The organism is Mycobacterium sp. NGS40 (genome assembly GCF_059812735.1).
Genome location: NZ_JCALDG010000007.1, coordinates 249,893 through 274,277, shown reverse-complemented (window position 1 = coordinate 274,277; position 24,385 = coordinate 249,893). Strand labels below are relative to the sequence as shown.

Below are 24,385 nucleotides of genomic sequence, written 5' to 3'. Positions count from 1 at the left end.
CGTGTCGATGCGACCTGAAAACAACTATGTCGTAATGCTTCCGGGTTTGATGTGGGTCGCCGGCCGCCAATGATCGGCGGTAGGAGACGGCGCCTCTTGCGTGCTAGGAGACGCGTCATTGTCGATGCTGCATGTGGGGCGCACGATCGAAGGTGGGAGGTCTCAGCACTCTGGGGAGGAAGCCAGTGACCACTAGCCTGCAGGGCCGCGTCGCGCTGGTCACCGGGGCGGCGCGTGGGCAAGGACGCGCGCATGCCCTTCGACTTGCCGACGAAGGCGCGGATATCGTCGCAGTAGATGTGTGCGCCGCCGTTTCCCCCACCATCCGCTACCCGGCCGCTACTTCCGACGAACTGGTGGAAACGGCTCGGGCAGTAAAGAATTCGGGATGCAAGGCACTGGTTCGCGAAATCGATATCCGCAATCTGGCCGACCAACAACAGCTGATTGCCGATGCGATCGATCAATTCGGCAGACTCGATGTCGTCGTCGCCTGGCTTGCCGGAGACGGGTCCGCGAATATCTCGGGCAGTCAGGTCGTCGTGGATCGCGGCCACCTGAAGCATTAGCCGGCTAGCCCAGGATGGGGAAGCGGCGCTGGGCGGCCAGCCGCTTGAGCGCGGCTTCCATCACCGAACGCACGTGGGCGTCGACCTCGTCGATGTCGGGGTCCTTGCCGAACTCGGCGATCACGTCGATCGGCTCGAGCACCTCGGTGACGATCTTGGACGGCAACGGCAGGTTCGGCGGAAAGATGACGCTCAGCCCGAACGGGAAGCCGAAGCTGACGGGCAGAATGTCCATGCGGGCCTTGGTGATTCCCAGCTTGCGGGCTAGCCAGTTGCCGCGGGTCAGGAACAGCTGGGTCTCTTGAGCCCCGATCGAGACAGTGGGCACGATCGGCACTCCGGCTTCGATGGCGGTTCGCACATAGCCGGTGCGCCCGTTGAAGTCGATGGTGTTCGCGCTCAGCGTGGGCCGGTAGGAGTCGTAGTCACCGCCCGGAAAGACCAACACGACCGCGCCCGAATGCAGCGCGGTGGCCGCGTTTTCGCGGCTGGCTTCGATAACGCCCACCCGGCGTAGCCAGCCGTCCAACGGTCCCAGGAATACCCCGTAGTGAGCCAGGGTGTACACCGGGCGGCCGTAACCGAATTTGTCGTAGAACGCTGACGAGAAGATCAGCACGTCGGGCGTGAAGATGCCGCCGGAGTGGTTGGACACCACCAGCGCCCCACCGGCCGGCGGAACGTTGTCGAGGTTTCGGACTTCGGCCCGAAACCAGCGATTGACCACCGGGCCGACGGTGTTGCGCACCTGTTGCGTGAACGCCGGATCCCATTTGGCGGTTTCGAGGCTGTCTTCCTCGGCGTTGCCCATCGCGATTCCCCCGCGGTTGTGTTCCTACCAGTAGTTGCCAGCGCGAGGCCGTTACCCCAGGGCACACCGCGTTTGACATAGGTTACTCTCTTTTTGGGAGAATGTCATATCCGTTTGCTGCGGGTTCCACGCATCGGGGACGGCTCAGCCGGCGTCTAACACCAACGGCTGCGAGGGGCACTCGGCGACCGAGTCCACACCGGCGAAGAACTCGATCGCGGCGGCGATGGTGTGGTCGATGTAGGTCGCGAAGTCGTCGAAGTCGACGGGTTCCCGAACCTTGCGGGAGCTGCGCGCGAGGACGCCGACCCGCTGTGGGTCAGAGGATCCGTGGACGGTCACCACGACGTCGCGGCTGCGCCGGTTCCACGAGTCGGCAAGCTCTGCCAGCTCGTCACCGTCGGCGGCGGGGAAGAAGCAGCCGGGCGTGACCTGAATCGTGAACTCGTCGCGGTGCCAACGAGAGATCCCGAGGTGGACATGCAGCCGTCGCGGACGGGTGTTTGCGACGTAGAAGAATTCACCGTCGTGCTGGCCGCGGAAGTAGCGGCTGCCACGGGTGCACAGGTAGCGTTCGATCAAGTCGGCGGACAACGCCTCAGTCGTCATGAGATTAATGGTGAGGCCTGCGGCTTTACGGATCCTTTGAGTCGAGCGATGTGTCGGCAAAGAAACTGGTGAGAATTTGCTGAGTTTGTAACGAACCGGTCACGCGAAGTGAACTGCCCTGCAACGGAATACGACCGAAGCGTTCAGGGCAGGACACGGACCGAAAGGTTCGACCAGCCGGCCACGCGGTCGATGTCGAATTCGTCGGCGTCGGTGAAGTAGTCTCGTTCTCAGTTCGCGCCAGGAGGGTTGAAGATGGGGTTCGCGGTGCAACGGTTCGACCATATTGTGGTCAACTGCAACGATATTGAGGCGACCGCGGCGTGGTACGAGCGAGTGCTCGGCATGACGCGTGAGACGTTCGGGCTGGCCGGGCGCACCGCGCTGAGATTCGGAAATCAGAAGATCAACCTGCGGCCCATCGGCGCGCTCGCCGACGATCCGGACTGGGTGACCGGGGCGGTCGAAGCGGCGGGCTCCGAAGACCTGTGCTTCATCACCGATTCCAGCCCCTGCGAGGTGCGTGCGCACCTGCAGGCATGCGGTGTCGAGATCACCGCGGGACCGGTCACCAAGAGCGGTGCGCTGGGGCCGATGACCTCACACTACTGCCGGGACATCGACGGGAATCTCGTCGAGATCGCGGTCTACTGATCGCTTTCGAGCGGGTAGAGCGCGGGCAGATTGACCACGATCGCCTCCTGGCTGCTGCGCGCGATCACCACCTCCGCGATGGTGTTCAGGTCGGGATTCTCTTCGCGGTGCGGCAGATACGGCGGGATGAAGACGTAGTCGCCGGGCGCGGCCGTGATGCGCACCTCGTCAACGCCGTCGTGAAAGACGAACTCGGGGTGGCCGCTTCGCACATAAATGGCGGTCTCGGACTCGCCGTGATGATGGTTGGAGGAGACGGTCTCGGGTAGCGCGTGAGTCTCGCCCATCCACAGCTTCTCGGCGCCGACCGACTTGCCGGACAGCGCCGCGAAGCGCCGCAGCCCTTCCGATTGCGCGGTGTCAGAACTGATGTCCGAGGCTTTGATGTGGTGCACCCGGCCGTGCGGGACCTGCCGCCCGGTGTCGTCGAAGTCCGGGTGAAATCCGTCAGCGGTGGCCATCTGCGCTCCTGTCGCTACTCTCGGTTATCCGCATCCCGGTAAGCCTCAAGGAGTCTCAGCCACAGTTCGCTGATCGTCGGAAAGCATGGCACCGCGTGCCAGAGCCGGGCGATAGGAACCTGGCCCGCGACGGCGATGGTGGCAGAGTGCAACAATTCGGTGGCACCCGGACCGACCAAAGTCACCCCGAGCAAATAACGCTGATCCTCCTCGACCACCATACGCGCTCGGCCACGGTAGCCGTCGGCGTGAAGTTTGGCGCCCATGACGACTTCACCGATTTCGATGTCGACAGTGCGTACCCGATGACCGGCCTGCACGGCCTGCTCAGCCGTCAGGCCGACGGCGGCTGCCTCGGGATCGGTGAAGAAGGCTTGCGGTACCGCAAAATGATCGGCCGTCGTGGCATGGGTCCCCCAGGGCGTGGTATCCAGCGGTGTGCCCGCGGCACGGGCCCCGATCGCCGCGCCGGCGATGCGTCCTTGGTACTTGCCCTGATGCGTCAGCAAGGCGCGATGGTTGACGTCACCCGCCGCGTAGAGCCAGCCTTCGGACACGGCTTTCACTCTGCAGGTGTCGTCGACCTCGAGCCAGCTTCCCGGCTCGAGGCCCACCGTATCCAGACCGATGTCGTCGGTGAGCGGTGCGCGGCCCGTGGCGAAAAGGACCTCGTCGACCGTCAATTCGGTGTTGTCGTCGAGTTCGAGGGTCACCGGTCCGGCCGGGTCGGACCGGTGAAGTGTCCGCACTGATACACCCAGGCGCAGATCCACACCCGCGTCTTGCAGCCCCCGGCCGATCAACTCGCCCACGAAGGGTTCCATCCTCGGCAGCAGTCCCGATCCCCGAGCCAACAGCGTCACCGAGGCACCCAAGCCACGCCACGCGGTTGCCATCTCGACCCCGACTCCGCCGCCGCCGACGACCGCGAGGCGCCCAGGGACGTGGCTGCTGTCCGTCGCATGACGGTTTGTCCATGGCCGGGCCTCGACGATGCCGGGAAGCTCGGGCAGTGCGGACCGGCTTCCGGTACACACCACGACCGCGTGCCGAGCACGCAGCGTGACGTCCTCGCCGCTGGACTTGGACACGGTGACTGCTCGCGCCCCGCTCAACCGGCCGTGCCCGCGCACCAGTGTGGCACCGATTCCGGCCACCCAGTCGGCCTGGGCGCTGTCGTCCCAGTTGGTCACATAGCGGTTGCGTCGCCCGAACACGCCAGGCGGGTCGATCGGCCCCGTCACCGCCTCGCGGGCTCCGTCGACGCGCCGGACATCGGCCAGGGCCAGGACCGGGCGTAACAATGCTTTGCTGGGTACACAGGCCCAGTAAGAACATTCGCCTCCGACGAGTTCGCGCTCCACCATCGCGACCTGCAGGCCCGCGGCCCGGGCGCGCTCCGCGGCATTCTGCCCAATGGGTCCGGCCCCAAGGATCACCACGTCGAATTCTGCATCGGATGCCATCGTTGAAATCGCCTCTCGTTCGGTTGGTCGCGGTGGTGTTGCATGGCGCTCAGTTGCCCAAAACGGCTGGGAGCAATGTGGTGATTACCCGGCGACATGGTGAATGACGTTGTGGGGCAAAAGAATGACGCGGGACATTGGGGGTGCCGGATGGGTGCATGGTGGCGGACTCAGCCCGGCCCGGCGATGAGCCGGTCGGCCAATTGGTGCAGGTCGTCGACCACCATCGTCGGTTGCGGCAGCCCCTCGGCCCGCAGCGGGGAATTGCCCGGGCGGGCGACGAGCGCGGCGCTCAAACCCACGTTCTGCGCGCCGAGTAGATCCCATACGTGGGCGGCCACCATCATGCAATCCGCCGGCGCCACACCGAGTGCCTCGCAGGCGTGCCGGTAGACCACGGGCGATGGCTTGAAGGCGCGACACGATTCCACGCTGAGCTGTCGATCGAAAAGGGGTGCCAGCCCGGCATTGTCCAGCGGCGTAGCGACGCCGGCCCGGTGTGGTGAGTTCGTCAGCGTCACCAATCGAAAACCGTTGTCGCGCAGCGTGGCCAGCGATCCTGCTGCATCGGGGTGCGCAGGCATGGTGCGCATCTGCTCTTGCAGGCGGCCCGCGTCGGCGTCGGTGACCTGCACCCCGTAGGCGTCGGCCAGCATGTGCAGTACACTGCGACCGAGGGTGAAGAAGTCGACATAGCAATCGGCCATCGTGGCCGTCATCGAGTATGTGACGAGCTGGCCGAACCACTCACGAAGCATCCGCTGGTCGCCGAACAGCTCGCCGAAAAGCGGTGCAAGAGAATCGATATCGATCAACGTTTCATTCACGTCGAAAATGAGGACAGACGGCGTCGTCGGCATGCCTAATGTTTTCCCAACTCCTGATCGGTGTCCAGTCCGCGGCTAATCCAGCACCACGACGATCTTTCCGCCGGCCTCGCCCGACTCCGCCACCCGGTGCGCCTCGCGAATCTCGCTGAATGAGAAGACTCGCGCCGGCTTCGCGGCGAGCTTGCCGTCGGCGATTTCTTGGGCGATCTCGCTCAGCGGTATGTTCGACACCTCGAAGCCCGGATTTCCAAAGACGGGACTGGCGAAGAAGGAGAAGCTCACGCCGCTGGCCATGCGTGCCAACGGGTTGAAGTCACCAATAGGCGCGAGTCCGCCCAGCCAGCCGGCGAGGCAGGCGGTGCCGCCCACGCGCAGCATGTCCAGGGAATCGAGGATGGTGCTGTTGCCGACCAGGTCGAGCACCGCATCGATGTGCTTGGCCTCGGCGATGTGAGCGGCGAGGTCGGGCCGTTCCAATTCGACGCGAGCGGCGCCGAGTTGCTCCAGCATGGGAAAGCGCTTCTCGCTGCGGGCGGTGGCGATGATGTTGGCTCCGGTGATGACCGCCATCTTCAACGCGGCCTGGCCCAGCGCCGACGTCGCGCCACGGATCACGAGTGTCTGTCCGGCTGTCAGCTTGAGGTTGCGAAACAGGCAAGTCCAGGACGTCGCATACGTTTCCGGCAAGGCCGCCAGTTGCGACCACGGCAGGTCGGATTCCATCAGGGTGACGTTCGCCGCGCGTACCCGGGTGTACTCCGCATAGCTTCCGTTGACAGTTCGGCCCAGGCCACCCATCAGTGCGGCGACCTTGGCGCCGACCGGGAACTCGCCGCCCGGGCACGAGTCGACGATGCCGACGCATTCGATGCCGCTGACTTCGGCCGCTTCGGCCCACTCGCCGCGGCGCATGTGTATTTCGGCGTGGTTGACACCGAAGGCCTTGACTTCGATTACTACTTCGCCCGCCTTGGGCAGTGGTTTGGGGATCTCCGTATGGACCAGCCGGTCCAGACCCCCGAACCCGGTCAGAATGATCGCCCGCATCGTGTCCCCGCCGGGCTGCTCGCGTACCACTGCCGGAGCGGTCGGCAGCGCGGTCGCATGGCTGGTGGTGGTCATGACATGCCTCTTTGCAATCTTCGGTCAGACTTGGACGTCGGCGCGCCATAATAATGGGTCGTATAACCCATTATTATGGGCCGCTCAGCCCAAAATTGTCCAGCCCGGGCCGATCGGTAAATGGGTCAGGATGCGGTGCTCAGACTTTTCTCTTGCGCGCCAGGTTCTTTCGGCTTCGGGCATTGACCTCGAAGGAACGTACATAATCTACGGCGGCGTTGACGGCGACCCGCAGTGGTTCGGCCTCACCGGTGGCGTGCGTGATCATCGCGCCGCCTTGATGCGCGACGACCAGCGAGACGGCCAGATGCCGTGGGTCGGCGTCGGCGCGCAGATCGCCGCGGCGGCGCATCGCGTCGATGCCATGGCGGAACAGTTCGAGCCACCGGTCGTAGCCGTGCGCAAGGTCGTCACGAACTTCGTCGTCGGCCTCGATCAGTTCTCCGGCCAGTGACCCGTAGACGCATCCGTTCAGCCGATACACGGTGTCGATGTTGTCGACGCAGGCGTCGGCCCAGGCCTGCAGCGCCGCGATGCTGTCGAGGCCCCCGAGTCGGGGTTGGGTATGAAACTCGATGACGTCATTGCGGCGCGCGGCGATGACCTCACGGGTCAGGTCACGTTTGTCGCGGAAGTAGTGCGACATCTGCGACCCGCCCACCCCGGCGGAGCTACGTACCTCGTCGATGCTGGTGTTGGCCACGCCGCGCTGGAACATCAGCCGGGCGGCGGCCTCGACGATGCGCGCCCGTGTTGCCTGTCCTTTGCGGGTGAACGGAGACTTTCCCTCAGTCACGTTGCCGCCCTATGCTTTCCGTGCCGCCCGCGGGGACGTCGCGGGGGCCGGGGCGTGCGTTCGCCGGCATGGGCGGCAAACATTCGCAGGTAGTTGACCGCGAACCGGGTGGCATCGGCATGCGGCCACGCCGCCCGGTAAGTGAAGGCCAACGTGCCGCCGCCCTGGTGCGCACAGACGATGGCGAGCGCCAGTTCCCGTGGATTGGCGCCGGCGACCAGGACCCTGGTGTCTTTCATCCGTTGGATGGCGTGCTCGAGCAGATCTACCCACTGCCAGTAACCCGTCGCCAAGGTGGCGCGGGTCTCGTCGTCGGACTTGGCCAGCTGGGCGGTCAGCGCATGGTAGGTCGGTGTGCCACCGGAGGTTCCGATACGACGCAGGTAACGCATGTTCAGATCGATCCATCGCTCGAAGTCGTCGAACGAGTCCAGGTCGCCGAGCAGGGGCTGGCGATGGAAGTCCAGAACGACGCCGATCTGGCGTCTGATCACCGCGCGAATCAATGCGCCCTTGTCGGCGAAATAGTGGGCGAGCTGAGAGCCGCTGACCGACGCGGCCTTGCGCACATTCTCCATGTTGGAGGCCGACAAGCCTTCGGTGACGATGAGCTGGGCCGCGGCCTGCACAATCCGATCGCGGGTGGCACGCCCCTTGGCGGTCAACCGTTGTTCGTCCTGAACATCGGAATGGGCCATCGCGTCAGGCTAACTCGCGAACGCCGCTGATTATGGGATATGCAGCCCATTGCTATCCGCGCCGCCCGCGGGCCCGGTTAGGCGGGCACGCGAGCCTCGAGGAAGTTGCGGATCAGCCCGGTGACTTCGTCGAGGGCGGACTCCAGCAGGAAATGCCCGCCGTCGAGCAGATGAATCTGCGCGTCGGGCAGGTCGTCGGCGAACGCTTCGGCGCCGGCGGGCCCGAAGATCTCGTCGCCGCGGCCCCACACCGCGAGCAGCGGAACCCCGGTGGTGCGAAAATACTCGTGCACCCGGGGATACATCGCAGCGTTGGTGGCATAGTCGCGAAACAGCTTCAGCTGCACCAGGTCGTTGCCGGGCCGCGACAGCAGCGCGAAGTCGTGATGCCAGCACTCGGGATCGACGAGCGTCTCGTCGGCCACGCCGGTGACGTATTGCCAGCGGGTCGCGTCCAACGTGAGAAATTGGCGTACCGGGGCCTCGGTCTGCGCGGTCGGGTTGGCCTGGTAGGCCCACACGGTCTTCCAGAAACTCTCCACGAAGCCGGCGTCGTAGCCATTGCCGTTCTGGCTGATGATCGCGGTAACTGAGGACGGCTCACGCAGCGCCAACCGCCATCCGATCGGGGCTCCGTAGTCCTGCACGTAGATCGCGTACCGATCGAGCCCGAGGCTGCGCAGCAGGCCCGCGGTCAGGTCGGTCAGCGCATCGAAGGTGTAGTCGAACTCGGTGACGGCCGGGGCGTCGGAGAATCCAAAGCCCAGGTGGTCGGTGGCGATCACGTGGTAGCGGTCGGCCAGCGCCGGAATCAGGTGCCGGAACATGTGGGAGCTGGACGGAAACCCGTGCAACAGAACCAGCGCCGGCTTACCCACGTCCCCTGCCTCACGGTAGAACAGCCGATGGCCGTCGACGGTCGCGTAACGATGATGAACAGCCGGCATGGGATTCCTCCTGCCCGACCTTCCGGATTTTGGGATATATATCCCAGTATGCACCAAAGCCACCACCCCGCAATAGTTCCGGAACAGTTGACGGTCGGGGCGCTCCGGGAATATTCTGGGTTGGGCATCCCAATCTAACCGCGTTGAGGAGCTGTTCGCGTGAACAAGACTTTCATGGCCGATATGACGTCGAAAGTCGACGGCGGCGAGCCGCTGATCTAGGCTCACTCAAAGCCAGAGGAGACAACCGTGGGCAGGCTCGTGTCGGTGAATGTGGGCATGCCCAAAAACGTGCAGTGGCGCGACAACACCGTCTATACCGGGATCTGGAAGTCGCCGGTCCAGGGCCCGGTCATGGCGCGACGCCTCAACCTCGACGGCGACGGACAGGGTGATCTCGGCGGCCACGGCGGCGAGCAGCGCGCGGTCATGGTCTACCAGACCGAGTCGTACGACTTTTGGAAGAACTACCTCCAGCGTAACGATCTGGTTCCGGGCAATTTCGGCGAAAATTTCACCATCACCGGGCTATCCGACTTCGACGTTTGCATCGGCGACCGCTACCGCATCGGCGATGCCGAATTCGAAGTTACCCAACCACGGGTCACCTGCTTCAGAATTGGGCTAAGGCTCGACGAACCGGAGATGCCCAACCTCCTTGTCGCCCAACATCGTCCAGGGTTCTACTTCCGCGTGATCACCGAGGGCCATGTCCAAGCCGGCGACGACATCGTGCGAACCCGCCGCGGCCGCCACGAGCTCAGTGTCGCCGATGTCGACGCACTGCTGTACCTGCCGAACAAAGATGGCGATACGCTGCGCAAGATTGTCGACGTCCCGGCACTGAGTCCCGGATGGCAGCAATCCTTCAACGACATGCTCGCCTTACAGACGCAGGCGGGTCCTGCCATCGGAGTCGAGCCCGGGTGGAACGGGTTTCGGCCGTTGCGGGTCACGGCAACGCACCGCGAGAGTCCCTCGGTGCTGTCGATCCGCCTTGCGGCCGACGACGGCGCCTCGCTGCCCGCGGCACTGCCGGGGCAATACCTCACCATTCGCATTCCCGGGGCCGGCGATCCCGTACCGCTGCGCAGCTATTCGCTCTCGGGCAATCCCGCCGTGGGCGATCATTACCGCATCAGCGTCAAACGGGAAGAGCATGGCTTGGCCAGTCGGTGGTTGCACGCGCACATCGAACCCGGATTGGTTCTAGAAGCGGCGGCGCCGCGCGGCGATTTCTACCTCGCCGACGACGACCGGCCGGTGGTATTGATGTCGGCGGGAATCGGCATCACCCCGGTCTTGGCGATGCTGCACGCACTCGCGGCGGCCCACAGTGCCCGCGACATCTGGTGGCTGCACACCAGCCGCAATCGCGAAACTCAAGCCTTTGCAACCGAAGTCACGATCCTGATCGAGTCGTTGCCGCATGCTCGCCAGCAGGTGTCCTACACCGAGACGCGGGGGCGATTGGATCAGCGGGCCATCGCGGCGCTCGGACTGCCGGCCGACGCCGCGGCGTATCTCTGCGGCCCTACCCAATTCATGGCCGATATGCGCGAGGCGCTGGCTGCCGCGGGTCTGGACACGACGCGTATCCACAGCGAGCTGTTCGGTGCACTGCCGCCGATCAATCCCGGTGTCGTCGGCGGAGCTGCACGGACGCCCCCACACCCGCCGGCCGGCCCGCCGGGAACCGGGCCGTCAATTACCTTCGCCCGCAGCGGACTTACCGCCAACTGGTCGGCCGACTACGGCACCATCCTCGATTTCGCCGAGGCTTGCGACGTGCCGACTCGCTTCTCCTGCCGAAGCGGTGTGTGCCATATCTGCGAGACGGGGGTCGTGACAGGTACCACGAAATACGTCCAAGCGCCGCTGGAGCCGCCCGGGCCGGGCACGGTGCTGGTCTGCTCCGCGGCTCCCGACAGCGACCTGGTGCTCGACCTCTGATCGCCCGCGCCCGTCGAGCCCGTAATTTCGCAGGCCTCCACTTGCACTTTGCCTGCAGAATGACAGGCTCGGGAAGTCAGCGCGAAAGTCGTTGCGCTGAGCCTGTTCTAGGCGCCCAGCGCGACCGATGCCTCGGCGGTGTAGCACAGGAACGTCAGGGTTTCCTGCAGATACAGCTGTACGGAGTCGGCGTCATGGCTGGTGTAGCCGATCGACACATCAGTGCCCAGCTGCAGATCGAAGTCACCGCCCCGAGTGGTCAGGACGAACGCGCCGTCGATGGCGGGCGCCCAGATGATGTCACCGGGAACCAGCCGGTCGATGTGCTCGAGGATCGGATACCCGTGCTCGGTGGTCTCGCTGACCCTGGTGTACACATCGGCGGCCAGCAACACCGAATACGGGCCGTCCACGCCGGCCAGCCGCAGCTCGGTGATGGCTTGGGTGATGACGTCCGGGATCTCACGCGGATCCGCCGGTAACGTCAGCGGTTTGTTCGAGCTGGCGGCGCGAATGCCCTCGATCTGCGCGGCGGGGTAGCCCTCGAAGATGGCCCGGTCCTCGACGAATGCCAACTTCTTGGCGGCTTCCTTGACCGGATCCCAATCCGAGTCCTGCGCACCGCGCTCGACATTGTCGATCTCGGTACGGGACAGGGTAAACGGAACCCGAAGTCGGACAAGGGGATTACTGGCCCTCAGGTGTGCGACCACACCATCGGTTGGTGCCTGAACGTCGACCAGACGCCCCGTGCTGACCGCGGCGGTGACCGGACCGCCCGGCTCGCTCACGTCGACCACGCGGCGCCCGGCGATGTGTCGCTTGAACGTTCGCGTCGCCTCCAATTCGATTTCCGCCCAGGCGGCATCGGTTACCGGTGCCAGATTGCGGTACAGATTGTTCGTCATGGACTGGTTCCTTTCAGACTGCCGATCGCGAGTGTGCCCTCAGGGGCGGGGGACGGTTCCGGTCGCACGGTCTCGAGTGGCGCGGGAAGGGGAGGTGGATCGTCGAGGAAGTCGACGGTCGGGGAGAAGAACAACCCGCCGGTGACGGCGGTCGAGAAGTCCAGGATGCGGTCGGTGTTGCCGGGCGGGTCGCCGATGAACATATTGCGCAGCATCCGTTCGGTGACCTCCGGTGTGCGCGAATACCCGATGTAGTAGGTGCCGAATTCGCCGGCGCCGAGTTCGCCGAATGGCATGTTGTGCCGGATGATCTTCAGCTCGTTGCCGTCGTCGTCTTCGATGACGTTGAGCGCGACATGCGAGTCGGACGGCTTCACATCGTCGTCGAGTTCGATGTCCTCCAGTTTGGTCCGGCCGATCACCCGTTCCTGCTCGGTCACCGACAGCGATTCCCATGCCGTCATGTCGTGTAGGTACTTCTGCACGTGGACATAGCAGGAGCCGGCGAAGCCGGGGTCCTCATCGCCGATCGTGCTTGCGCTGACAGCGATTGCGCCGTCGGGGTTTTCGGTGCCGTCTACAAACCCCAGCAGGTCGCGGTTGTCGAAGAATTTGAAACCGTGCACTTCGTCGACGACGGTGACCGCGTCCGCCATCGACTTGAGGATGCGGCCGGCCAGTTCGAAACACACGTCCATCGTCTCGGCTCGAATGTGGAACAACAGGTCGCCGGCGGTGGCAGGCGCGGTATGCCGCGGTCCGTTCAGCTCGATGAACGGATGCAGTTCGGCGGGCCGTGACCCGCCGAACAACCTATCCCAGGCCGCCGAGCCGATCGAGGTGATCACCGACAGGCGTTTGGTCGGGTCGCGAAAGCCGATGGCGCGCACCAGCCCCGAGATGTCGGGCAGCGCGTCGTGGACGGTCGCTTCGCCGCCGTCGTCGATGGTGACCACCAGAAAAATCGCGGCAGGTGTCAACGGAGCGAGGATGGGCTGGGGCTGGACCGTCGGCACTCTGCCGACCCTAGCGTGAACTGCGCGGCAACGAACAGCCATGATGTTGAACATGTCGGCCAGCGCCGCAGGCCTCTGCGAATTCATCGACGCCTCTCCGTCCCCGTTCCATGCCTGCGCGACGGCCGCGAACCGGTTGCTCGCCGCCGGCTACACCGAACTCCGCGAAGCCGACCCCTGGCCCGCAGATCCGGGGCGCTTCTTCACCGTCCGCGCCGGGTCACTGGTCGCCTGGAACACACCCGGCCCCGACGGTGCGTTCCGGATCGTCGGGGCGCACACCGACAGCCCGAACCTGCGGGTCAAGCAACATCCCGACCGGGTCGTCGCGGGCTGGCAGGTGGTGGCGCTGGAGCCTTATGGCGGGGCGTGGCTGAACTCGTGGCTGGACCGCGATCTGGGACTCAGCGGCCGATTGTCGGTGCGGGACGGCTCGGCGGTCGACCATCGGCTCGTCCGGATCGACGACCCGATCCTGCGCGTGCCGCAACTGGCCATCCATCTGGCCGAGGACCGCAAGTCGGTGACCCTGGACCCGCAGCGCCACGTCAACGCGGTCTGGGGCTCGAACGCACAAGCCGACCAAGCACGTGGATTCGTGGACTACGTGGCCGAGCGCGCCGGGGTCGCACCGACCGATGTGCTGGCCGCCGACCTGATGACGCACGACCTGACCCCGTCCACGGTGCTCGGCGCCGACGCGAGTCTGCTCAGCGCACCCCGGCTGGACAACCAGGCCAGTTGTTACGCGGGCTTGGAGGCGTTGCTGGGTGCCGAACCGCGGGGCAACGTGGCGGTCTTGGTGCTGTTCGACCACGAAGAGGTCGGGTCGTCGTCGGACCACGGTGCACAGTCCAACCTGCTGAGCACGATTCTGGAACGCATCGTGCTGGCGGCCGGCGGCAGCCGGGAAGACTTCCTGCGGCGGCTGCCGGTATCGCTGCTGGCCTCGGCGGACATGGCGCATGCCACTCACCCGAACTACCCGGAGCGTCACGAGCCCGGCCACCTGATCGCCATCAACGGCGGACCGGTACTCAAGGTGCATCCCAATCTGCGGTACGCCACCGACGGACGAACGGCGGCGGCGTTCGCGCTGGCGTGTGAGCAGGCCGGGGTGGCGCTGCAGCGTTACGAGCATCGCGCCGACCTGCCGTGCGGTTCGACGATCGGGCCGCTGGCCTCGGCGCGAACCGGCATCCCCACCGTCGACGTCGGCGCGCCTCAGCTCGCGATGCACTCCGCGCGGGAATTGATGGGTGCTCACGATGTGGCCGCGTATTCCGCTGCGCTGCAAGCGTTTTTGTCGCCGGCGACGTAGGGTTTCGCGTATGGCACTCCACGTGGAAATGATCACCATCGACTGCAGCGATCCGTCGACGTTGGCCGGTTGGTGGGCGGACCAATTCGGCGGCACGACGCACGACTTGCTCGCCGACGAATTCACGGTGGTGACCTTGTCTGAGGGGCTGCAGCTCGGGTTTCAGAAGGTGCCAGATCCCACTCCCGGCAAAAACCGCGTGCACCTGGATTTCGGTGCTGCGGACGTGGACGAAGAGGTGTCGCGGCTGACGGCCGCGGGAGCCACCGAGGTGGGTCGGCACAGCTTCGGAGATGATTTTCGCTGGGTAGTACTGGCCGACCCCGAGGGCAACGTGTTCTGCGTGACCCGTCAGTAGCTCGATACGCCGTCGAACAGCGCGTCGACGAGCCCGTCGAATCCGGCGCCCGCGGTCGGTCACGTCAGCGCGTGGAGGAGCAGCGTGCCGGTCGGCGCTCGCCGAGATCGTGGGCTGAGTTCAGCCCTGCCCCAGAAACAGCGGGTCGTAACGGATCACGTTCTCCACGACCAGGCCGTCGCGAGTCCGCACCCGGTCGAGGCCGCGGATCTGGAACGGGCCGTCCGGCCCGGTGCCCCGGCCGGTGTAGTGCAAGAACACCAGCTGTTCACCCGCGGCGGACCCGGCGACCGTCGCGCTGTCGACGACGTGGAGCTGCAAATCCGGTGCGGCATCGAGTATTTCGGCGATCTTAGCCGTGTAAGCCGCAATCCCGCGGACCGGCTCAGTGTCGCCCGGCCAATAACCGACGATGTCGTCGGCCAAAATGTGCAATCCACGCGACAAGTCGGGAGCGGCCCAAAACTCCGCGAACAGCTCGGCGCTGAACTTGGGCGCAGCGGAAGCGATGTCGGTCATGATTTCCTCCAGGGGTCGACGCTCCGAATGAGCGCGTTGCAGGCAAGCGTGTCCGCGTGCCCTGCGGCAGCACAATTACCTCCGAGGTCATCGCCTCGGGTACGCATCGTGGCTACCGTGAGTGCGTGAGTAACGCGCCGGTCGGTGTTCTGTTGCGCGAATGGCGCACGCGCCGGCGGGTCAGCCAGCTTGACCTGTCGTCGAGTGTGGGTGTGTCGGCGCGACATCTGAGCTTTATCGAGACCGGGCGCTCGCGTCCGAGCCCGGAGATGGTGCTGACGCTGGCCGAGGGCCTCGACATTCCCTTGCGCGAGCGCAACGCGCTGCTGCTGGCCGCCGGGTTCGCCCCGCGCTACCGGTCGCGCCCACTCGACGACGCCGCGCTGTCCCCGGCTCGCGACGCGATCCAGCGGCTCCTCGATGCGCACGACCCTTACCCCGGTGTGGTCATCGATCGGTGCTGGAACATCGTGGGGGCCAACGTTGCCGCGTCCGCGCTGACCGCAGGCCTGCCCGGGGAGCTGCTCGGCCCGCCGATCAACGTCTACCGGCTGTGCCTGCATCCCGACGGGCTGGCCGGGCGGACGCTGAATTTCGGAGAATGGGCCGGCTACCTGCTGCACCAGCTGCAGCGGACGATTGCGCTGACGGGCGACCCGGCGTTGCAGGCGCTGTGCGACGAAGTGCGCGGATACCCCGGCGTCGCAACAACCGCGAACCCGTGGGGCACGCCATCGGAGGCCACGTCGCTGCTCGTTCCGTTCGTGCTCGATGCCGGCGCCGGTCAACGGCTGTCGATGTTCACCACGCTGACGACGTTCGGCACTCCGCTCGACGTGACGCTCGCCGAATTGGCCGTCGAATTGTTCTATCCGGCCGACGCCGAAAGCGCCCGCCTGCTGCGCGGCGGCTAGCTCTTTAGACTGTGTGCGTGACTGTCTCCGGAGCGGGCGCCCGTACTCACGTGGCCGACACCGTCGAACATGCGGCCGCCACCCCCGACCAGCCGCAGCCCTTCGGCGAACTGGGCCTTAAAGACGACGAGTACCAGCGGATTCGCGCGATTCTGGGCCGCAGGCCCACCGACACCGAGTTGGCGATGTACTCGGTGATGTGGAGCGAACACTGCTCCTACAAGTCGTCCAAGGTCCATCTGCGCTACTTCGGTGAGACCACCACCGAGCAGATGCGCGCGGGCATGCTGGCCGGCATCGGCGAGAACGCGGGTGTCGTCGACATCGGCGACGGGTGGGCCGTCACGTTCAAGGTGGAGTCGCACAACCACCCGTCTTACGTGGAGCCCTACCAGGGTGCGGCCACCGGTGTGGGCGGCATCGTGCGCGACATCATGGCCATGGGTGCCCGGCCGGTCGCCGTGATGGACCAGCTGCGGTTCGGCGCCGCCGACGCGCCCGACACCCGCCGCGTGCTCGACGGCGTGGTCCGCGGTATCGGCGGCTACGGCAACTCACTCGGCCTGCCCAACATCGGCGGCGAGACCGTCTTCGACGCGTCGTATGCGGGCAACCCGTTGGTGAACGCGTTGTGCGTCGGGGTGCTGCGCAAGGAGGACCTGCACCTGGCTTTCGCCTCGGGAACCGGCAACAAGATCATCCTGTTCGGCGCGCGCACCGGCCTGGACGGGATCGGCGGCGTATCCGTACTGGCGTCGGAGACCTTCGGCGGCGACGAGGGCGGCACCACCGGCCGCAAGAAGCTGCCCTCGGTGCAGGTTGGTGACCCGTTCACCGAGAAGGTGCTCATCGAGTGCTGCCTGGAGTTGTACGCGGCCGGGTTGGTGATCGGCATTCAGGACCTCGGCGGCGCCGGATTATCCTGTGCGACTTCAGAACTCGCATCCGCAGGGGATGGCGGAATGCGGGTCGAGCTGGAGACCGTGCCGTTGCGGGCGGCCAACATGACGCCGGCTGAGATCCTCTCCAGCGAGTCGCAGGAGCGGATGTGCGCGGTCGTCGCTCCGGAGAACGTCGAGGCTTTCCTGGCGGTGTGCCGCAAGTGGGAGGTGCTGGCGACGGTCATCGGTGAGGTCACCGACGGCGACCGGTTGCGCATCACCTGGCACGGCGAGACCGTCGTCGACGTGCCGCCGCGCACCGTGGCGCATCAAGGGCCGGTATACGAACGCCCGGTGGCTCGCCCGGAATCGCAGGACGCGCTGAATGCCGACACCTCGGCCAGCCTGCCCCGGCCGGCCACCGGTGAGGAGCTGCGCGCGACTTTGCTTGCGCTGCTGGGCAGCCCGCACCTGTGCAGCCGGGCATTCATCACCGAGCAGTACGACCGCTATGTGCGCGGCAACACCGTGCTGGCCGAGCACGCCGACGGTGGGGTGTTGCGCATCGACGAGTCCACCGGCCGTGGCATCGCGCTGTCGACCGACGCGTCGGGGCGCTACACCAAGCTGGACCCCTACACCGGAGCCCAGCTGGCGCTGGCCGAGGCCTACCGCAATGTCGCGGCCACCGGGGCCGTCCCGGTCGCGGTGACCAACTGCCTCAACTTCGGCTCGCCCGAAGATCCGGGGGTGATGTGGCAGTTCTCCCAGGCGGTCCGGGGGCTCGCCGATGGCTGTGTGGCCTTGGGGATTCCAGTGACCGGCGGCAACGTCAGCTTCTACAACCAGACCGGGTCGATCGCGATTCTGCCCACGCCGGTGGTGGGGGTGCTGGGCGTAATCGACGATGTCGACCAGCGTATCCCGACGGCCCTGGGCACCGACGCGGGAGAGTCCCTGTTGCTGCTCGGCGACACCCGCGACGAGTTCGACGGGTCGATCTGGGCCCAGGTGACCGGCGACCATCTCGGTGGCTTGCCGCCCGCGGTCGACCTGCAGCGGGAGAAGCTGCTGGCCGAGGTGCTCAACGCGGCAGCTCGCGACGGGCTGGTGACCGCGGCCCATGACCTGTCCGAGGGCGGCTTGGCCCAGGCCATTGTGGAGTCGGCTCTGGCGGGTGAAACCGGTTGCCGCATAGTGCTTCCCGAGGGCAGCGATCCGTTCGTGACGTTGTTCTCCGAGACGGCGGGACGCATACTGGTGGCGGTGCCGCGCACCGAGGAGAGCCGGTTTCGCTCGATGTGCGAGGCGCGCGGACTTCCCGCCGTCCGCATCGGCGTGGTCGACCAGGACTCGGACGCGGTCGAATTTCAGGGCCTGTTCACGGTGTCACTGGCCGAACTGCGTGCGACGTCCGAAGCGGTGCTGCCGCGGTTCTTCGGCTGACCGGAGCTATCCCGCGTGCACGCGGTCCTGCTGGTCGGGCACGGGGCTGCCATCAGGGCGCAGCAAGGGCGCCTGGCCGCCGTTGGGTGCATCGAAACCCTGTGTCGCACAAGGGTAGGGCGGGCTGGCGCCCAACGGGGTGGTGAACATCGGGTTGACCAGCCATCGCCCGTCGAGATTGGCATAGGCCAAACACATCAACTCGATCTGGTTGCGATTGATCACCAGGCGCAGCGCGGTCGCGTCCGCGGTGAACGTGGCGTCGCCGTCGGAGTCGCCGGCCCCGAACACCTGGCGCCGATCCTCGGGTCGTTGCTCGAACGCCGCCGGACCCCCGACGCCGAACACCTGCTCGTTGACCCGGCAGCGTTTGCCCTCGTTGAACGGAATCGAGGTCTCCCCACCGCAGGACGTCAACCGCGCGGTGAGCAGGTCGCCGTCGTGCTCGGTGCGGGTGCCCATCACCCGGTCGGCGGAGATTCCGAGGTCGCCGGCCCACACCCGCACCACGGGCTCCGGTGAGGCCGAGATGATCCGCACGTCAAATCCGTTGGCCTGCAGGGTCGCAACCAGATCGCGCATCTGGGCGTAGTAGCGAACCCACCCGGCCTGCCGGCCACTGCCGACCGCCTGCTCGGTGCCCTCGGGGGCGTCCAGGTTCTCCTTCCGGGCCGTTTCGGCGAATCCGGTGACGTCGGCCTCCGTCCAGCCGGCGAGCAGTTGCACCGCCCAGGCGGCAGCGGGAGCCATGCGCCGATGGTTGTATCCGTCGAATGCCGCTGACCCCGTACGTGTCTGGCGAGTGCTGTACACCGAAACCAGTTCGTCAGCGCATCCGGGGTTGGTTCCCGTCGGCAACGGCTGGCCTGCAGGTGCCAGCGCGCCGCACGCGGAGGCCAGCGCCGCCGCGGCGGTAGCGGTGAGGTACGAGCTTGTGGTGCGCCAATTCCCGTCGGCGGGCTGGCGCACCTTGGAATTGCGCACCATCCAGAAGAACGTCGCGTCGCCGATGTCGTTCTTCACCATGGTGCCGTCCCAGTCGAACAACGCCAGCGGAGGGTCGTCGGTCTCGGGTTCCAGCTTGCCGCAGGTGCCGAGGTGGCTGACCATCGCGTTGAGCCGGTCCCGGTTGTCGCCATACCAACCAGGATCGGCGGCCAGCGTGCGGCAGCCGTTGTCGCTGGCGTCGCCTTCGCGATGGTCGCCGGAGTCGCCGCAACCCGACACCGACAGCGTTGCCGCGGTGATCGTCAATGCCGTGAGCCGACGAGCGAGCGACGCCGCCCGGTGAGCAGCCAAGCGTGCGATTGTCATCGCCTCTGTTCGGACCTCTCTTCAGGGGTTGATGGTGTAGTCGCCCAGTTGGCGGCCCCACACATACTCCACGGCAACCGGTGAACCGACCTCGAAGTGGTTGTATGGGGCCACGCTGGCGCCGGTGTCCATGACGAGCAAGGGAGCGGGCCACAGTTCGCGGGTAATCGACTGCCAGCATCCTGGCCGGCCGCCGGGCCCGCCCCGGGCGTTGGTGCGCGGCAGGTTCTCCGGGTAGGTGTACGGGTTGGGCGCTCCCGCGATCGAGCCCGACGAGTGGGCGCCCAGCGCGTACCCGTTGTCGCCGAGCGCGACGTGGATCTTGGGTGCGACCTGGTTGAAATTGCGGATGGTGCAGAAGATCTCGGGGCTGTACTCGTCCAGCAGTTGGGCGCTGGGAACGAGATCGGCCGCACCGCGTGCCAGATAGGGTCCACCCCGGCCGAACACGTCGGCGCCGCCGTTGCCCAATCCCGCCGCCGCCAGCAACGCCACATCCAGATCTCCAAGCTGGCGGTCGATGGTTCGCGCGGTGGTCATCGCGTGCTCGAGCGCATTCCACAAGTCCGGCGCGGCGTCGGCGTAGGTGTCACCCAGCGCCGCCAGCCGCGCAATGTCGAAGTGGATCATCGGCATCCGAGGGTTCACGTCGTCGAGGATCGCGTTGCCGTTGAGTAACGATGCGCCGAATTTTTCGCCCAGCCCGGCCAGCGCCTGTGCCGTCGCGGACAGCGTCAGGTTCACCTTGACGGGGTCGATCTTCTCGGTGATCGACGTCAGCGTCTCGAAGACAGTGTTGAACTCGGTCGTGACCGTCGTAGCGTCGATCACCATCGAAGGTGTAATCGATTGTGGCGCAGGGTTCTTCGGTGAGCTCAGCGCAACGTATTTGTTGCCGAACACCGTGCTCGCCTTCACTTCGGCCGCCACGTTGGCCGGAATCATGTTGACGTACTTGGGAGTCACGTCCAGCACCACCTTGGCGGCCGGCTTGCCGTCTCGGGTGATCTCGGAAATGCCGGCCACCCGGCCGATCTCGACACCGTTGTAGGTGACCTTCGAGCCGGGATCCATCACCAATCCCGCCCGGGGGGCTACCAGGGTCAACTTCGTCTTGGGTGTGAAATCACCGCGAAACTGCGAATACAGGACCAGCCCGATGAGCCCCATGACCACGATCGTCACGAGGCCGACGGTTTTATACGGTGGCCCGCGGCGCGGATCCATGGTTCTGAGACCCTAAGGCATGGCCGCCCGCGATACTGCCGATCCGGCCAAGACGCGTCAGGTCCTGATGACCGTCGCGGACTGGCTGCGCGACCAAACCGGCCCGCCACCCGATCGCGCCACCCTGGCGGCCGCTGTCCGGCTCACCGCGCGCACTCTGGCCGCGCTGGCCCCCGGTGCCAGCGTCGAGGTCCGGATCCCGCCGTTCGTGGCGGTGCAGTGCGTGGCGGGGCCGAAGCACACCCGCGGCACACCGCCCAACATCGTCGAGACCGATCCGCGCACCTGGCTGCTGCTGGCCACCGGGATGTTGACACTCGCCGACGCAAAAGCGAACGGATTATTAACGCTCTCCGGGTCGCGTGCGGGTGAAATTGACCACTGGTTGCCCTTATTCGATGTGAGCTGAATATAACTCTGAACTGCAGGTTTAGGGTGACACGCCGAGAACATTCGTGCTCAACACGCCCAACGGATTCGTCCGCTGGGCTTACGTGCCCGTAAACTCCGAGGAGTCACTACCCCTCGCTAGGGAGCCGCCCACCGTGACCGTCGCTGGATCAGATGTATCCGAGCAGGACCTGAACTCGCCCCGTGAAGAGTGCGGTGTATTCGGGGTATGGGCCCCGGGCGAGGAAGTTGCCAAACTCACCTACTACGGCCTCTACGCGCTGCAGCATCGCGGTCAGGAAGCCGCCGGCATCGCCGTCGCGGATGGATCTCAGGTATTGGTCTTCAAAGACCTCGGCCTGGTCAGTCAGGTGTTCGACGAGCAGACGCTGGCCGCCATGCCGGGCCACGTCGCGATCGGGCACTGCCGATACTCCACCACCGGCGACACCACCTGGGAAAACGCCCAGCCGGTGTTCCGCAACACCGCGGCCGGTACCGGGGTTGCCTTGGGGCACAACGGGAACCTGGTCAACACCGCTGAGCTTGCCGGCCAGGCCCGTGACGCCGGGCTGATCGCCAAGCGCGCCCCGGCCCCGGCGACGACCGACTCCGACATCCTGGGCGCGCTGCTCGCCCATGGTGCGGCCGACTCCACTCTGGAACAGTCTGCGCTGCAACTGTTGCCGACCGTGCGCGGCGCCTTCTGCTTGACGTTCATGGACGAGAACACGCTGTATGCGGCCCGCGATCCCCATGGGGTGCGGCCGCTTTCGCTCGGACGCCTCGACCGCGGCTGGGTGGTGGCCTCCGAAACCGCCGCGCTCGACATCGTCGGCGCTTCGTTCGTCCGCGACATCGAGCCGGGCGAACTGCTGGCCATCGACGCCGACGGCGTGCGCTCCACCCGCTTCGCCAACCCGACTCCCAAGGGTTGCGTTTTCGAATACGTCTACCTGGCCCGGCCGGACAGCACGATCGGCGGTCGATCGGTGCACGGCGCCCGGGTGGAGATCGGCCGCCGGCTGGCCCGCGAACGCCCGGTGGACGCCGACCTGGTGATCGGTGTGCCGGAATCGGGCACCCCGGCCGCGGTGGGATACGCGCAGGAGTCCGGCATTCCCTACGGGCAGGGCCTGATGAAGAACGCCTACGTCGGGCGGACATTCATTCAGCCGTCCCAGACCATCCGTCAGTTGGGCATCCGGTTGAAGCTCAACCCGCTCAAAGAGGTGATCCGCGGCAAGCGGCTCATCGTCGTCGACGACTCGATCGTGCGGGGTAACACCCAGCGTGCCTTGTTGCGCATGCTGCGCGAGGCCGGCGCCGTCGAGGTGCACGTGCGGATTGCCTCGCCTCCGGTGAAGTGGCCGTGCTTCTACGGCATCGACTTCCCGTCACCGGCCGAGTTGATCGCCAACGCCGTCGAGGACGAGGAAGAGATGCTCGAGGCGGTGCGGCATGCGATCGGCGCCGACACGCTGGGCTACATCTCGCTGCGCGGCATGATCGCCGCGACCGAGCAGCCGGCCTCCCGGCTGTGCACCGCCTGCTTCGACGGTAAGTACCCGATCGAGCTGCCCAGCGAGACAGCGCTGGGTAAGAACGTCATTGAGCACATGCTCGCCAACGCCGCGCGCGGCGCGGAGCTCGGCGATGTCGCGGCCGACGAGGTTCCTGTCAACCACTGACGGAATCCTTCAAGACGTTTGATACCGGCGCGAAGCGCCTACCGGTAGCCTTTATCGCGATGACGGATCCCGGAAAAAGCCCCGGAGAAGAACCGGGCAGCCAGGGCATTACTTACGCATCGGCCGGGGTGGATATCGAAGCCGGTGACCGCGCGGTCGATCTGTTCAAGCCGCTGGCTGCGAAAGCCACCAGGCCCGAGGTACTCGGCGGGCTCGGCGGATTCGCCGGACTGTTCGCGCTGCGTGGTGACTACCGCGAGCCGGTGCTGGCGGCCTCCAGCGACGGCGTCGGGACCAAGCTGGCGGTCGCGCAGGCGATGGACAAGCACGACACCGTCGGCCTCGACCTGGTGGCCATGGTCGTCGACGACCTCGTTGTCTGCGGCGCCGAGCCACTTTTCCTGCAGGACTACATCGCCGTCGGGCGCACGGTGCCCGAACGGGTGGCGGCCATCGTCGCGGGTATTGCCGAGGGATGTGTGCGCGCGGGGTGCGCGCTGCTGGGTGGCGAGACCGCCGAGCACCCCGGGCTGATGGAACCCGACCACTACGACATCTCGGCCACCGGCGTCGGCGTGGTCGAAGCCGACGACATCCTGGGGCCCGATCGGGTCAAACCCGGCGACGTCATCATCGCGATGGGGTCCTCCGGTCTGCATTCCAACGGATATTCCCTGGCTCGCAGCGTCCTGCTGGAGATCGACCGGATGAACCTGGCCGGCTACGTCGAGGAGTTCGGCCGCACGCTGGGTGAAGAGTTGCTGGAACCCACCCGGATCTACGCCAAGGACTGCCTGGCGCTGGCCGCCGAAACCCAGGTGCGCACGTTCTGCCATGTCACCGGTGGCGGGCTGGCGGGCAACCTGCAGCGCGTCATCCCGCACGGGTTGACCGCCGAGGTCGACCGTGGCACCTGGACGCCGGCGCCGGTGTTCGCGATGATCGCCCAGCGCGGCCGCATCGTCCGCGAGGAGATGGAGAAGACCTTCAACATGGGCGTCGGCATGATCGCCGTCGTCGCACCCGAAGACACCGACCGCGCCCTGGCGATTTTGACCGCACGCCATTTGGACTGCTGGGTGTTGGGGACGATTTGCAAGGGCGGAAAAGATGGCCCGCGCGCGAAACTCGTGGGGCAGCACCCGAGATTCTGAGAGCCCGCGCCTAGCTGGGAACAACACTGTGCCGATGCACGCGGCATCGGCACGGAGCAGATTCTAGCGGCGCCAGTCGTCTTCGTAATCCGAAGATTCGTCGGCGCCATCGAGGTGACCCGATTCGTCCCCACCGCTGCCCGCCAGCTCGCGCTGAAGCCGATCGAAGTCGGTCTGCGGGGAGCTGTACTTAAGTTCTCGAGCAACCTTGGTCTGCTTTGCCTTAGCCCGGCCGCGGCCCATGGGGGAACCCCCTCGCGCAATAACGGAGCGGCCTAACAAGTAGGCGGCTCCGATCTCTGGTGTCGTTATTGTCCTGCCAACAGCTTA

24 protein-coding genes and 1 pseudogene are annotated in these 24,385 nt (G+C 66.0%); 10 read left to right on the top strand and 15 right to left on the bottom strand.

Going from position 1 to position 24,385, the window contains the following annotated elements; all coding sequences use genetic code 11:
• Positions 1 to 197: 197 nt before the first annotated feature.
• Positions 198 to 494, top strand: a pseudogene (locus tag AC5Y5O_RS13870) (SDR family NAD(P)-dependent oxidoreductase); the annotation flags it as partial.
• Between the two features lie 79 nt (positions 495 to 573).
• Here AC5Y5O_RS13870 and AC5Y5O_RS13865 read toward each other — a convergent pair.
• Both AC5Y5O_RS13865 and AC5Y5O_RS13860 read right to left on the bottom strand, forming a co-directional pair.
• Positions 574 to 1,380: a lysophospholipid acyltransferase family protein gene (locus tag AC5Y5O_RS13865; protein ID WP_096290188.1), complete on the bottom strand. Its 807-nt coding sequence runs from the start codon at positions 1,378 to 1,380 to the stop codon at positions 574 to 576.
• A 144-nt stretch (positions 1,381 to 1,524) separates the two neighbouring features.
• Positions 1,525 to 1,989: a YbjN domain-containing protein gene (locus tag AC5Y5O_RS13860; RefSeq protein ID WP_500025592.1), complete on the bottom strand. Its 465-nt coding sequence runs from the start codon at positions 1,987 to 1,989 to the stop codon at positions 1,525 to 1,527.
• A 255-nt stretch (positions 1,990 to 2,244) separates the two neighbouring features.
• Here AC5Y5O_RS13860 and AC5Y5O_RS13855 point away from each other — a divergent pair, with 255 nt between their 5' ends.
• Positions 2,245 to 2,643, top strand: coding sequence for a VOC family protein (locus AC5Y5O_RS13855; protein ID WP_096290186.1), 399 nt, complete (start codon positions 2,245 to 2,247; stop codon positions 2,641 to 2,643).
• On the opposite strand, the gene AC5Y5O_RS13850 is transcribed toward AC5Y5O_RS13855, so the two are convergent.
• From AC5Y5O_RS13850 to AC5Y5O_RS13820, 7 genes are all read right to left on the bottom strand, one after another.
• Positions 2,637 to 3,104, bottom strand: coding sequence for a cupin domain-containing protein (locus tag AC5Y5O_RS13850; protein ID WP_500025591.1), 468 nt, complete (start codon positions 3,102 to 3,104; stop codon positions 2,637 to 2,639). The genes AC5Y5O_RS13855 and AC5Y5O_RS13850 overlap by 7 nt on opposite strands.
• 14 nt (positions 3,105 to 3,118) lie before the next feature.
• Positions 3,119 to 4,570, bottom strand: a complete 1,452-nt coding sequence (locus tag AC5Y5O_RS13845; protein WP_500025590.1) for a dihydrolipoyl dehydrogenase family protein — start codon at positions 4,568 to 4,570, stop codon at positions 3,119 to 3,121.
• 170 nt (positions 4,571 to 4,740) lie between these two features.
• Entirely contained in the window at positions 4,741 to 5,430 is a 690-nt protein-coding gene (locus AC5Y5O_RS13840) for a haloacid dehalogenase type II (protein ID WP_500025589.1), read from the bottom strand.
• A 42-nt stretch (positions 5,431 to 5,472) separates the two neighbouring features.
• Positions 5,473 to 6,522, bottom strand: a complete 1,050-nt coding sequence (locus tag AC5Y5O_RS13835) for a zinc-binding dehydrogenase (RefSeq protein ID WP_500025588.1) — start codon at positions 6,520 to 6,522, stop codon at positions 5,473 to 5,475.
• A gap of 139 nt (positions 6,523 to 6,661) precedes the next feature.
• On the bottom strand, positions 6,662 to 7,318 hold the full coding sequence (locus AC5Y5O_RS13830) for a TetR/AcrR family transcriptional regulator (RefSeq protein ID WP_165796483.1): 657 nt from the start codon (positions 7,316 to 7,318) through the stop codon (positions 6,662 to 6,664).
• Positions 7,315 to 8,016 carry a TetR/AcrR family transcriptional regulator gene (locus AC5Y5O_RS13825; protein WP_096290182.1) on the bottom strand — a complete coding sequence of 234 codons (702 nt, stop codon included), beginning with the start codon at positions 8,014 to 8,016 and terminating at the stop codon, positions 7,315 to 7,317. The genes AC5Y5O_RS13830 and AC5Y5O_RS13825 overlap by 4 nt, the downstream gene beginning before the upstream one ends.
• 77 nt (positions 8,017 to 8,093) lie before the next feature.
• Positions 8,094 to 8,963, bottom strand: coding sequence for an alpha/beta fold hydrolase (locus tag AC5Y5O_RS13820; protein ID WP_096290181.1), 870 nt, complete (start codon positions 8,961 to 8,963; stop codon positions 8,094 to 8,096).
• Between the two features lie 249 nt (positions 8,964 to 9,212).
• Between AC5Y5O_RS13820 and AC5Y5O_RS13815 the strand changes: the two genes are divergently transcribed.
• Entirely contained in the window at positions 9,213 to 10,916 is a 1,704-nt protein-coding gene (locus AC5Y5O_RS13815) for an MOSC domain-containing protein (protein ID WP_500025587.1), read from the top strand.
• Between the two features lie 107 nt (positions 10,917 to 11,023).
• Here the strand turns inward: AC5Y5O_RS13815 and AC5Y5O_RS13810 are convergent, their stop codons facing one another.
• Positions 11,024 to 11,824, bottom strand: a complete 801-nt coding sequence (locus AC5Y5O_RS13810) for a family 1 encapsulin nanocompartment shell protein (protein WP_096290179.1) — start codon at positions 11,822 to 11,824, stop codon at positions 11,024 to 11,026.
• Positions 11,821 to 12,882 carry a Dyp-type peroxidase gene (locus AC5Y5O_RS13805; protein WP_207768627.1) on the bottom strand — a complete coding sequence of 354 codons (1,062 nt, stop codon included), beginning with the start codon at positions 12,880 to 12,882 and terminating at the stop codon, positions 11,821 to 11,823. Before AC5Y5O_RS13805 ends, AC5Y5O_RS13810 begins: the two co-directional genes overlap by 4 nt.
• Positions 12,883 to 12,892: 10 nt before the next feature.
• On the opposite strand from AC5Y5O_RS13805, the gene AC5Y5O_RS13800 reads away from it, so the two are divergent.
• The gene (locus AC5Y5O_RS13800) at positions 12,893 to 14,161 is read left to right on the top strand and encodes a M18 family aminopeptidase (protein ID WP_096291378.1); all 1,269 of its coding nucleotides are present in this window, start codon (positions 12,893 to 12,895) and stop codon (positions 14,159 to 14,161) included.
• Positions 14,162 to 14,171: 10 nt separating this feature from the next.
• Positions 14,172 to 14,519, top strand: coding sequence for a VOC family protein (locus AC5Y5O_RS13795; RefSeq protein WP_500025586.1), 348 nt, complete (start codon positions 14,172 to 14,174; stop codon positions 14,517 to 14,519).
• Between the two features lie 120 nt (positions 14,520 to 14,639).
• Here AC5Y5O_RS13795 and AC5Y5O_RS13790 read toward each other — a convergent pair whose 3' ends face one another.
• Positions 14,640 to 15,038, bottom strand: coding sequence for a nuclear transport factor 2 family protein (locus tag AC5Y5O_RS13790; RefSeq protein ID WP_096290176.1), 399 nt, complete (start codon positions 15,036 to 15,038; stop codon positions 14,640 to 14,642).
• A 125-nt stretch (positions 15,039 to 15,163) separates the two neighbouring features.
• Between AC5Y5O_RS13790 and AC5Y5O_RS13785 the strand changes: the two genes are divergently transcribed.
• Entirely contained in the window at positions 15,164 to 15,952 is a 789-nt protein-coding gene (locus AC5Y5O_RS13785; protein WP_096290175.1) for a helix-turn-helix domain-containing protein, read from the top strand.
• A 50-nt stretch (positions 15,953 to 16,002) separates the two neighbouring features.
• Positions 16,003 to 18,279 carry a phosphoribosylformylglycinamidine synthase subunit PurL gene (purL, locus tag AC5Y5O_RS13780; protein WP_500025605.1) on the top strand — a complete coding sequence of 759 codons (2,277 nt, stop codon included), beginning with the start codon at positions 16,003 to 16,005 and terminating at the stop codon, positions 18,277 to 18,279.
• Between the two features lie 6 nt (positions 18,280 to 18,285).
• On the opposite strand, the gene AC5Y5O_RS13775 is transcribed toward purL, so the two are convergent.
• A complete protein-coding gene (locus AC5Y5O_RS13775) occupies positions 18,286 to 19,578 on the bottom strand; it encodes an HAD family hydrolase (protein WP_500025585.1) in 1,293 nt (430 codons plus the stop codon).
• Between the two features lie 36 nt (positions 19,579 to 19,614).
• Entirely contained in the window at positions 19,615 to 20,820 is a 1,206-nt protein-coding gene (locus AC5Y5O_RS13770) for an MCE family protein (RefSeq protein WP_096290172.1), read from the bottom strand.
• A gap of 19 nt (positions 20,821 to 20,839) precedes the next feature.
• Between AC5Y5O_RS13770 and AC5Y5O_RS13765 the strand changes: the two genes are divergently transcribed.
• The 3 genes from AC5Y5O_RS13765 (at position 20,840) to purM (ending at position 24,055) form a co-directional block, all read left to right on the top strand.
• The gene (locus tag AC5Y5O_RS13765; protein WP_096290171.1) at positions 20,840 to 21,229 is read left to right on the top strand and encodes a sterol carrier family protein; all 390 of its coding nucleotides are present in this window, start codon (positions 20,840 to 20,842) and stop codon (positions 21,227 to 21,229) included.
• Positions 21,230 to 21,365: 136 nt separating this feature from the next.
• Positions 21,366 to 22,901, top strand: a complete 1,536-nt coding sequence (gene purF / locus AC5Y5O_RS13760) for an amidophosphoribosyltransferase (RefSeq protein ID WP_096290170.1) — start codon at positions 21,366 to 21,368, stop codon at positions 22,899 to 22,901.
• Between the two features lie 59 nt (positions 22,902 to 22,960).
• Positions 22,961 to 24,055 (top strand): phosphoribosylformylglycinamidine cyclo-ligase, encoded by a 1,095-nt coding sequence (purM, locus tag AC5Y5O_RS13755; protein ID WP_096290169.1) that lies wholly within the window; start codon positions 22,961 to 22,963, stop codon positions 24,053 to 24,055.
• A 63-nt stretch (positions 24,056 to 24,118) separates the two neighbouring features.
• On the opposite strand, the gene AC5Y5O_RS13750 is transcribed toward purM, so the two are convergent.
• Positions 24,119 to 24,298 carry a DUF3073 domain-containing protein gene (locus AC5Y5O_RS13750; protein WP_096290168.1) on the bottom strand — a complete coding sequence of 60 codons (180 nt, stop codon included), beginning with the start codon at positions 24,296 to 24,298 and terminating at the stop codon, positions 24,119 to 24,121.
• Positions 24,299 to 24,385: the final 87 nt, after the last annotated feature.

Bases quoted from the DNA above. Each gene is read 5' to 3' on its own strand.
- AC5Y5O_RS13865 (WP_096290188.1), bottom strand. From the start codon at position 1,380: ATGGGCAACGCCGAGGAAGACAGCCTCGAAACCGCCAAATGGGATCCG.
- AC5Y5O_RS13860 (WP_500025592.1), bottom strand. From the start codon at position 1,989: ATGACGACTGAGGCGTTGTCCGCCGACTTGATCGAACGCTACCTGTGC.
- AC5Y5O_RS13855 (WP_096290186.1), top strand. From the start codon at position 2,245: ATGGGGTTCGCGGTGCAACGGTTCGACCATATTGTGGTCAACTGCAAC.
- AC5Y5O_RS13850 (WP_500025591.1), bottom strand. From the start codon at position 3,104: ATGGCCACCGCTGACGGATTTCACCCGGACTTCGACGACACCGGGCGG.
- AC5Y5O_RS13845 (WP_500025590.1), bottom strand. From the start codon at position 4,570: ATGGCATCCGATGCAGAATTCGACGTGGTGATCCTTGGGGCCGGACCC.
- AC5Y5O_RS13840 (WP_500025589.1), bottom strand. From the start codon at position 5,430: ATGCCGACGACGCCGTCTGTCCTCATTTTCGACGTGAATGAAACGTTG.
- AC5Y5O_RS13835 (WP_500025588.1), bottom strand. From the start codon at position 6,522: ATGACCACCACCAGCCATGCGACCGCGCTGCCGACCGCTCCGGCAGTG.
- AC5Y5O_RS13825 (WP_096290182.1), bottom strand. From the start codon at position 8,016: ATGGCCCATTCCGATGTTCAGGACGAACAACGGTTGACCGCCAAGGGG.
- AC5Y5O_RS13820 (WP_096290181.1), bottom strand. From the start codon at position 8,963: ATGCCGGCTGTTCATCATCGTTACGCGACCGTCGACGGCCATCGGCTG.
- AC5Y5O_RS13810 (WP_096290179.1), bottom strand. From the start codon at position 11,824: ATGACGAACAATCTGTACCGCAATCTGGCACCGGTAACCGATGCCGCC.
- AC5Y5O_RS13805 (WP_207768627.1), bottom strand. From the start codon at position 12,882: ATGGCTGTTCGTTGCCGCGCAGTTCACGCTAGGGTCGGCAGAGTGCCG.
- AC5Y5O_RS13800 (WP_096291378.1), top strand. From the start codon at position 12,893: ATGTCGGCCAGCGCCGCAGGCCTCTGCGAATTCATCGACGCCTCTCCG.
- AC5Y5O_RS13795 (WP_500025586.1), top strand. From the start codon at position 14,172: ATGGCACTCCACGTGGAAATGATCACCATCGACTGCAGCGATCCGTCG.
- AC5Y5O_RS13790 (WP_096290176.1), bottom strand. From the start codon at position 15,038: ATGACCGACATCGCTTCCGCTGCGCCCAAGTTCAGCGCCGAGCTGTTC.
- AC5Y5O_RS13770 (WP_096290172.1), bottom strand. From the start codon at position 20,820: ATGGATCCGCGCCGCGGGCCACCGTATAAAACCGTCGGCCTCGTGACG.
- AC5Y5O_RS13765 (WP_096290171.1), top strand. From the start codon at position 20,840: ATGGCCGCCCGCGATACTGCCGATCCGGCCAAGACGCGTCAGGTCCTG.
- purM (WP_096290169.1), top strand. From the start codon at position 22,961: ATGACGGATCCCGGAAAAAGCCCCGGAGAAGAACCGGGCAGCCAGGGC.
- AC5Y5O_RS13750 (WP_096290168.1), bottom strand. From the start codon at position 24,298: ATGGGCCGCGGCCGGGCTAAGGCAAAGCAGACCAAGGTTGCTCGAGAA.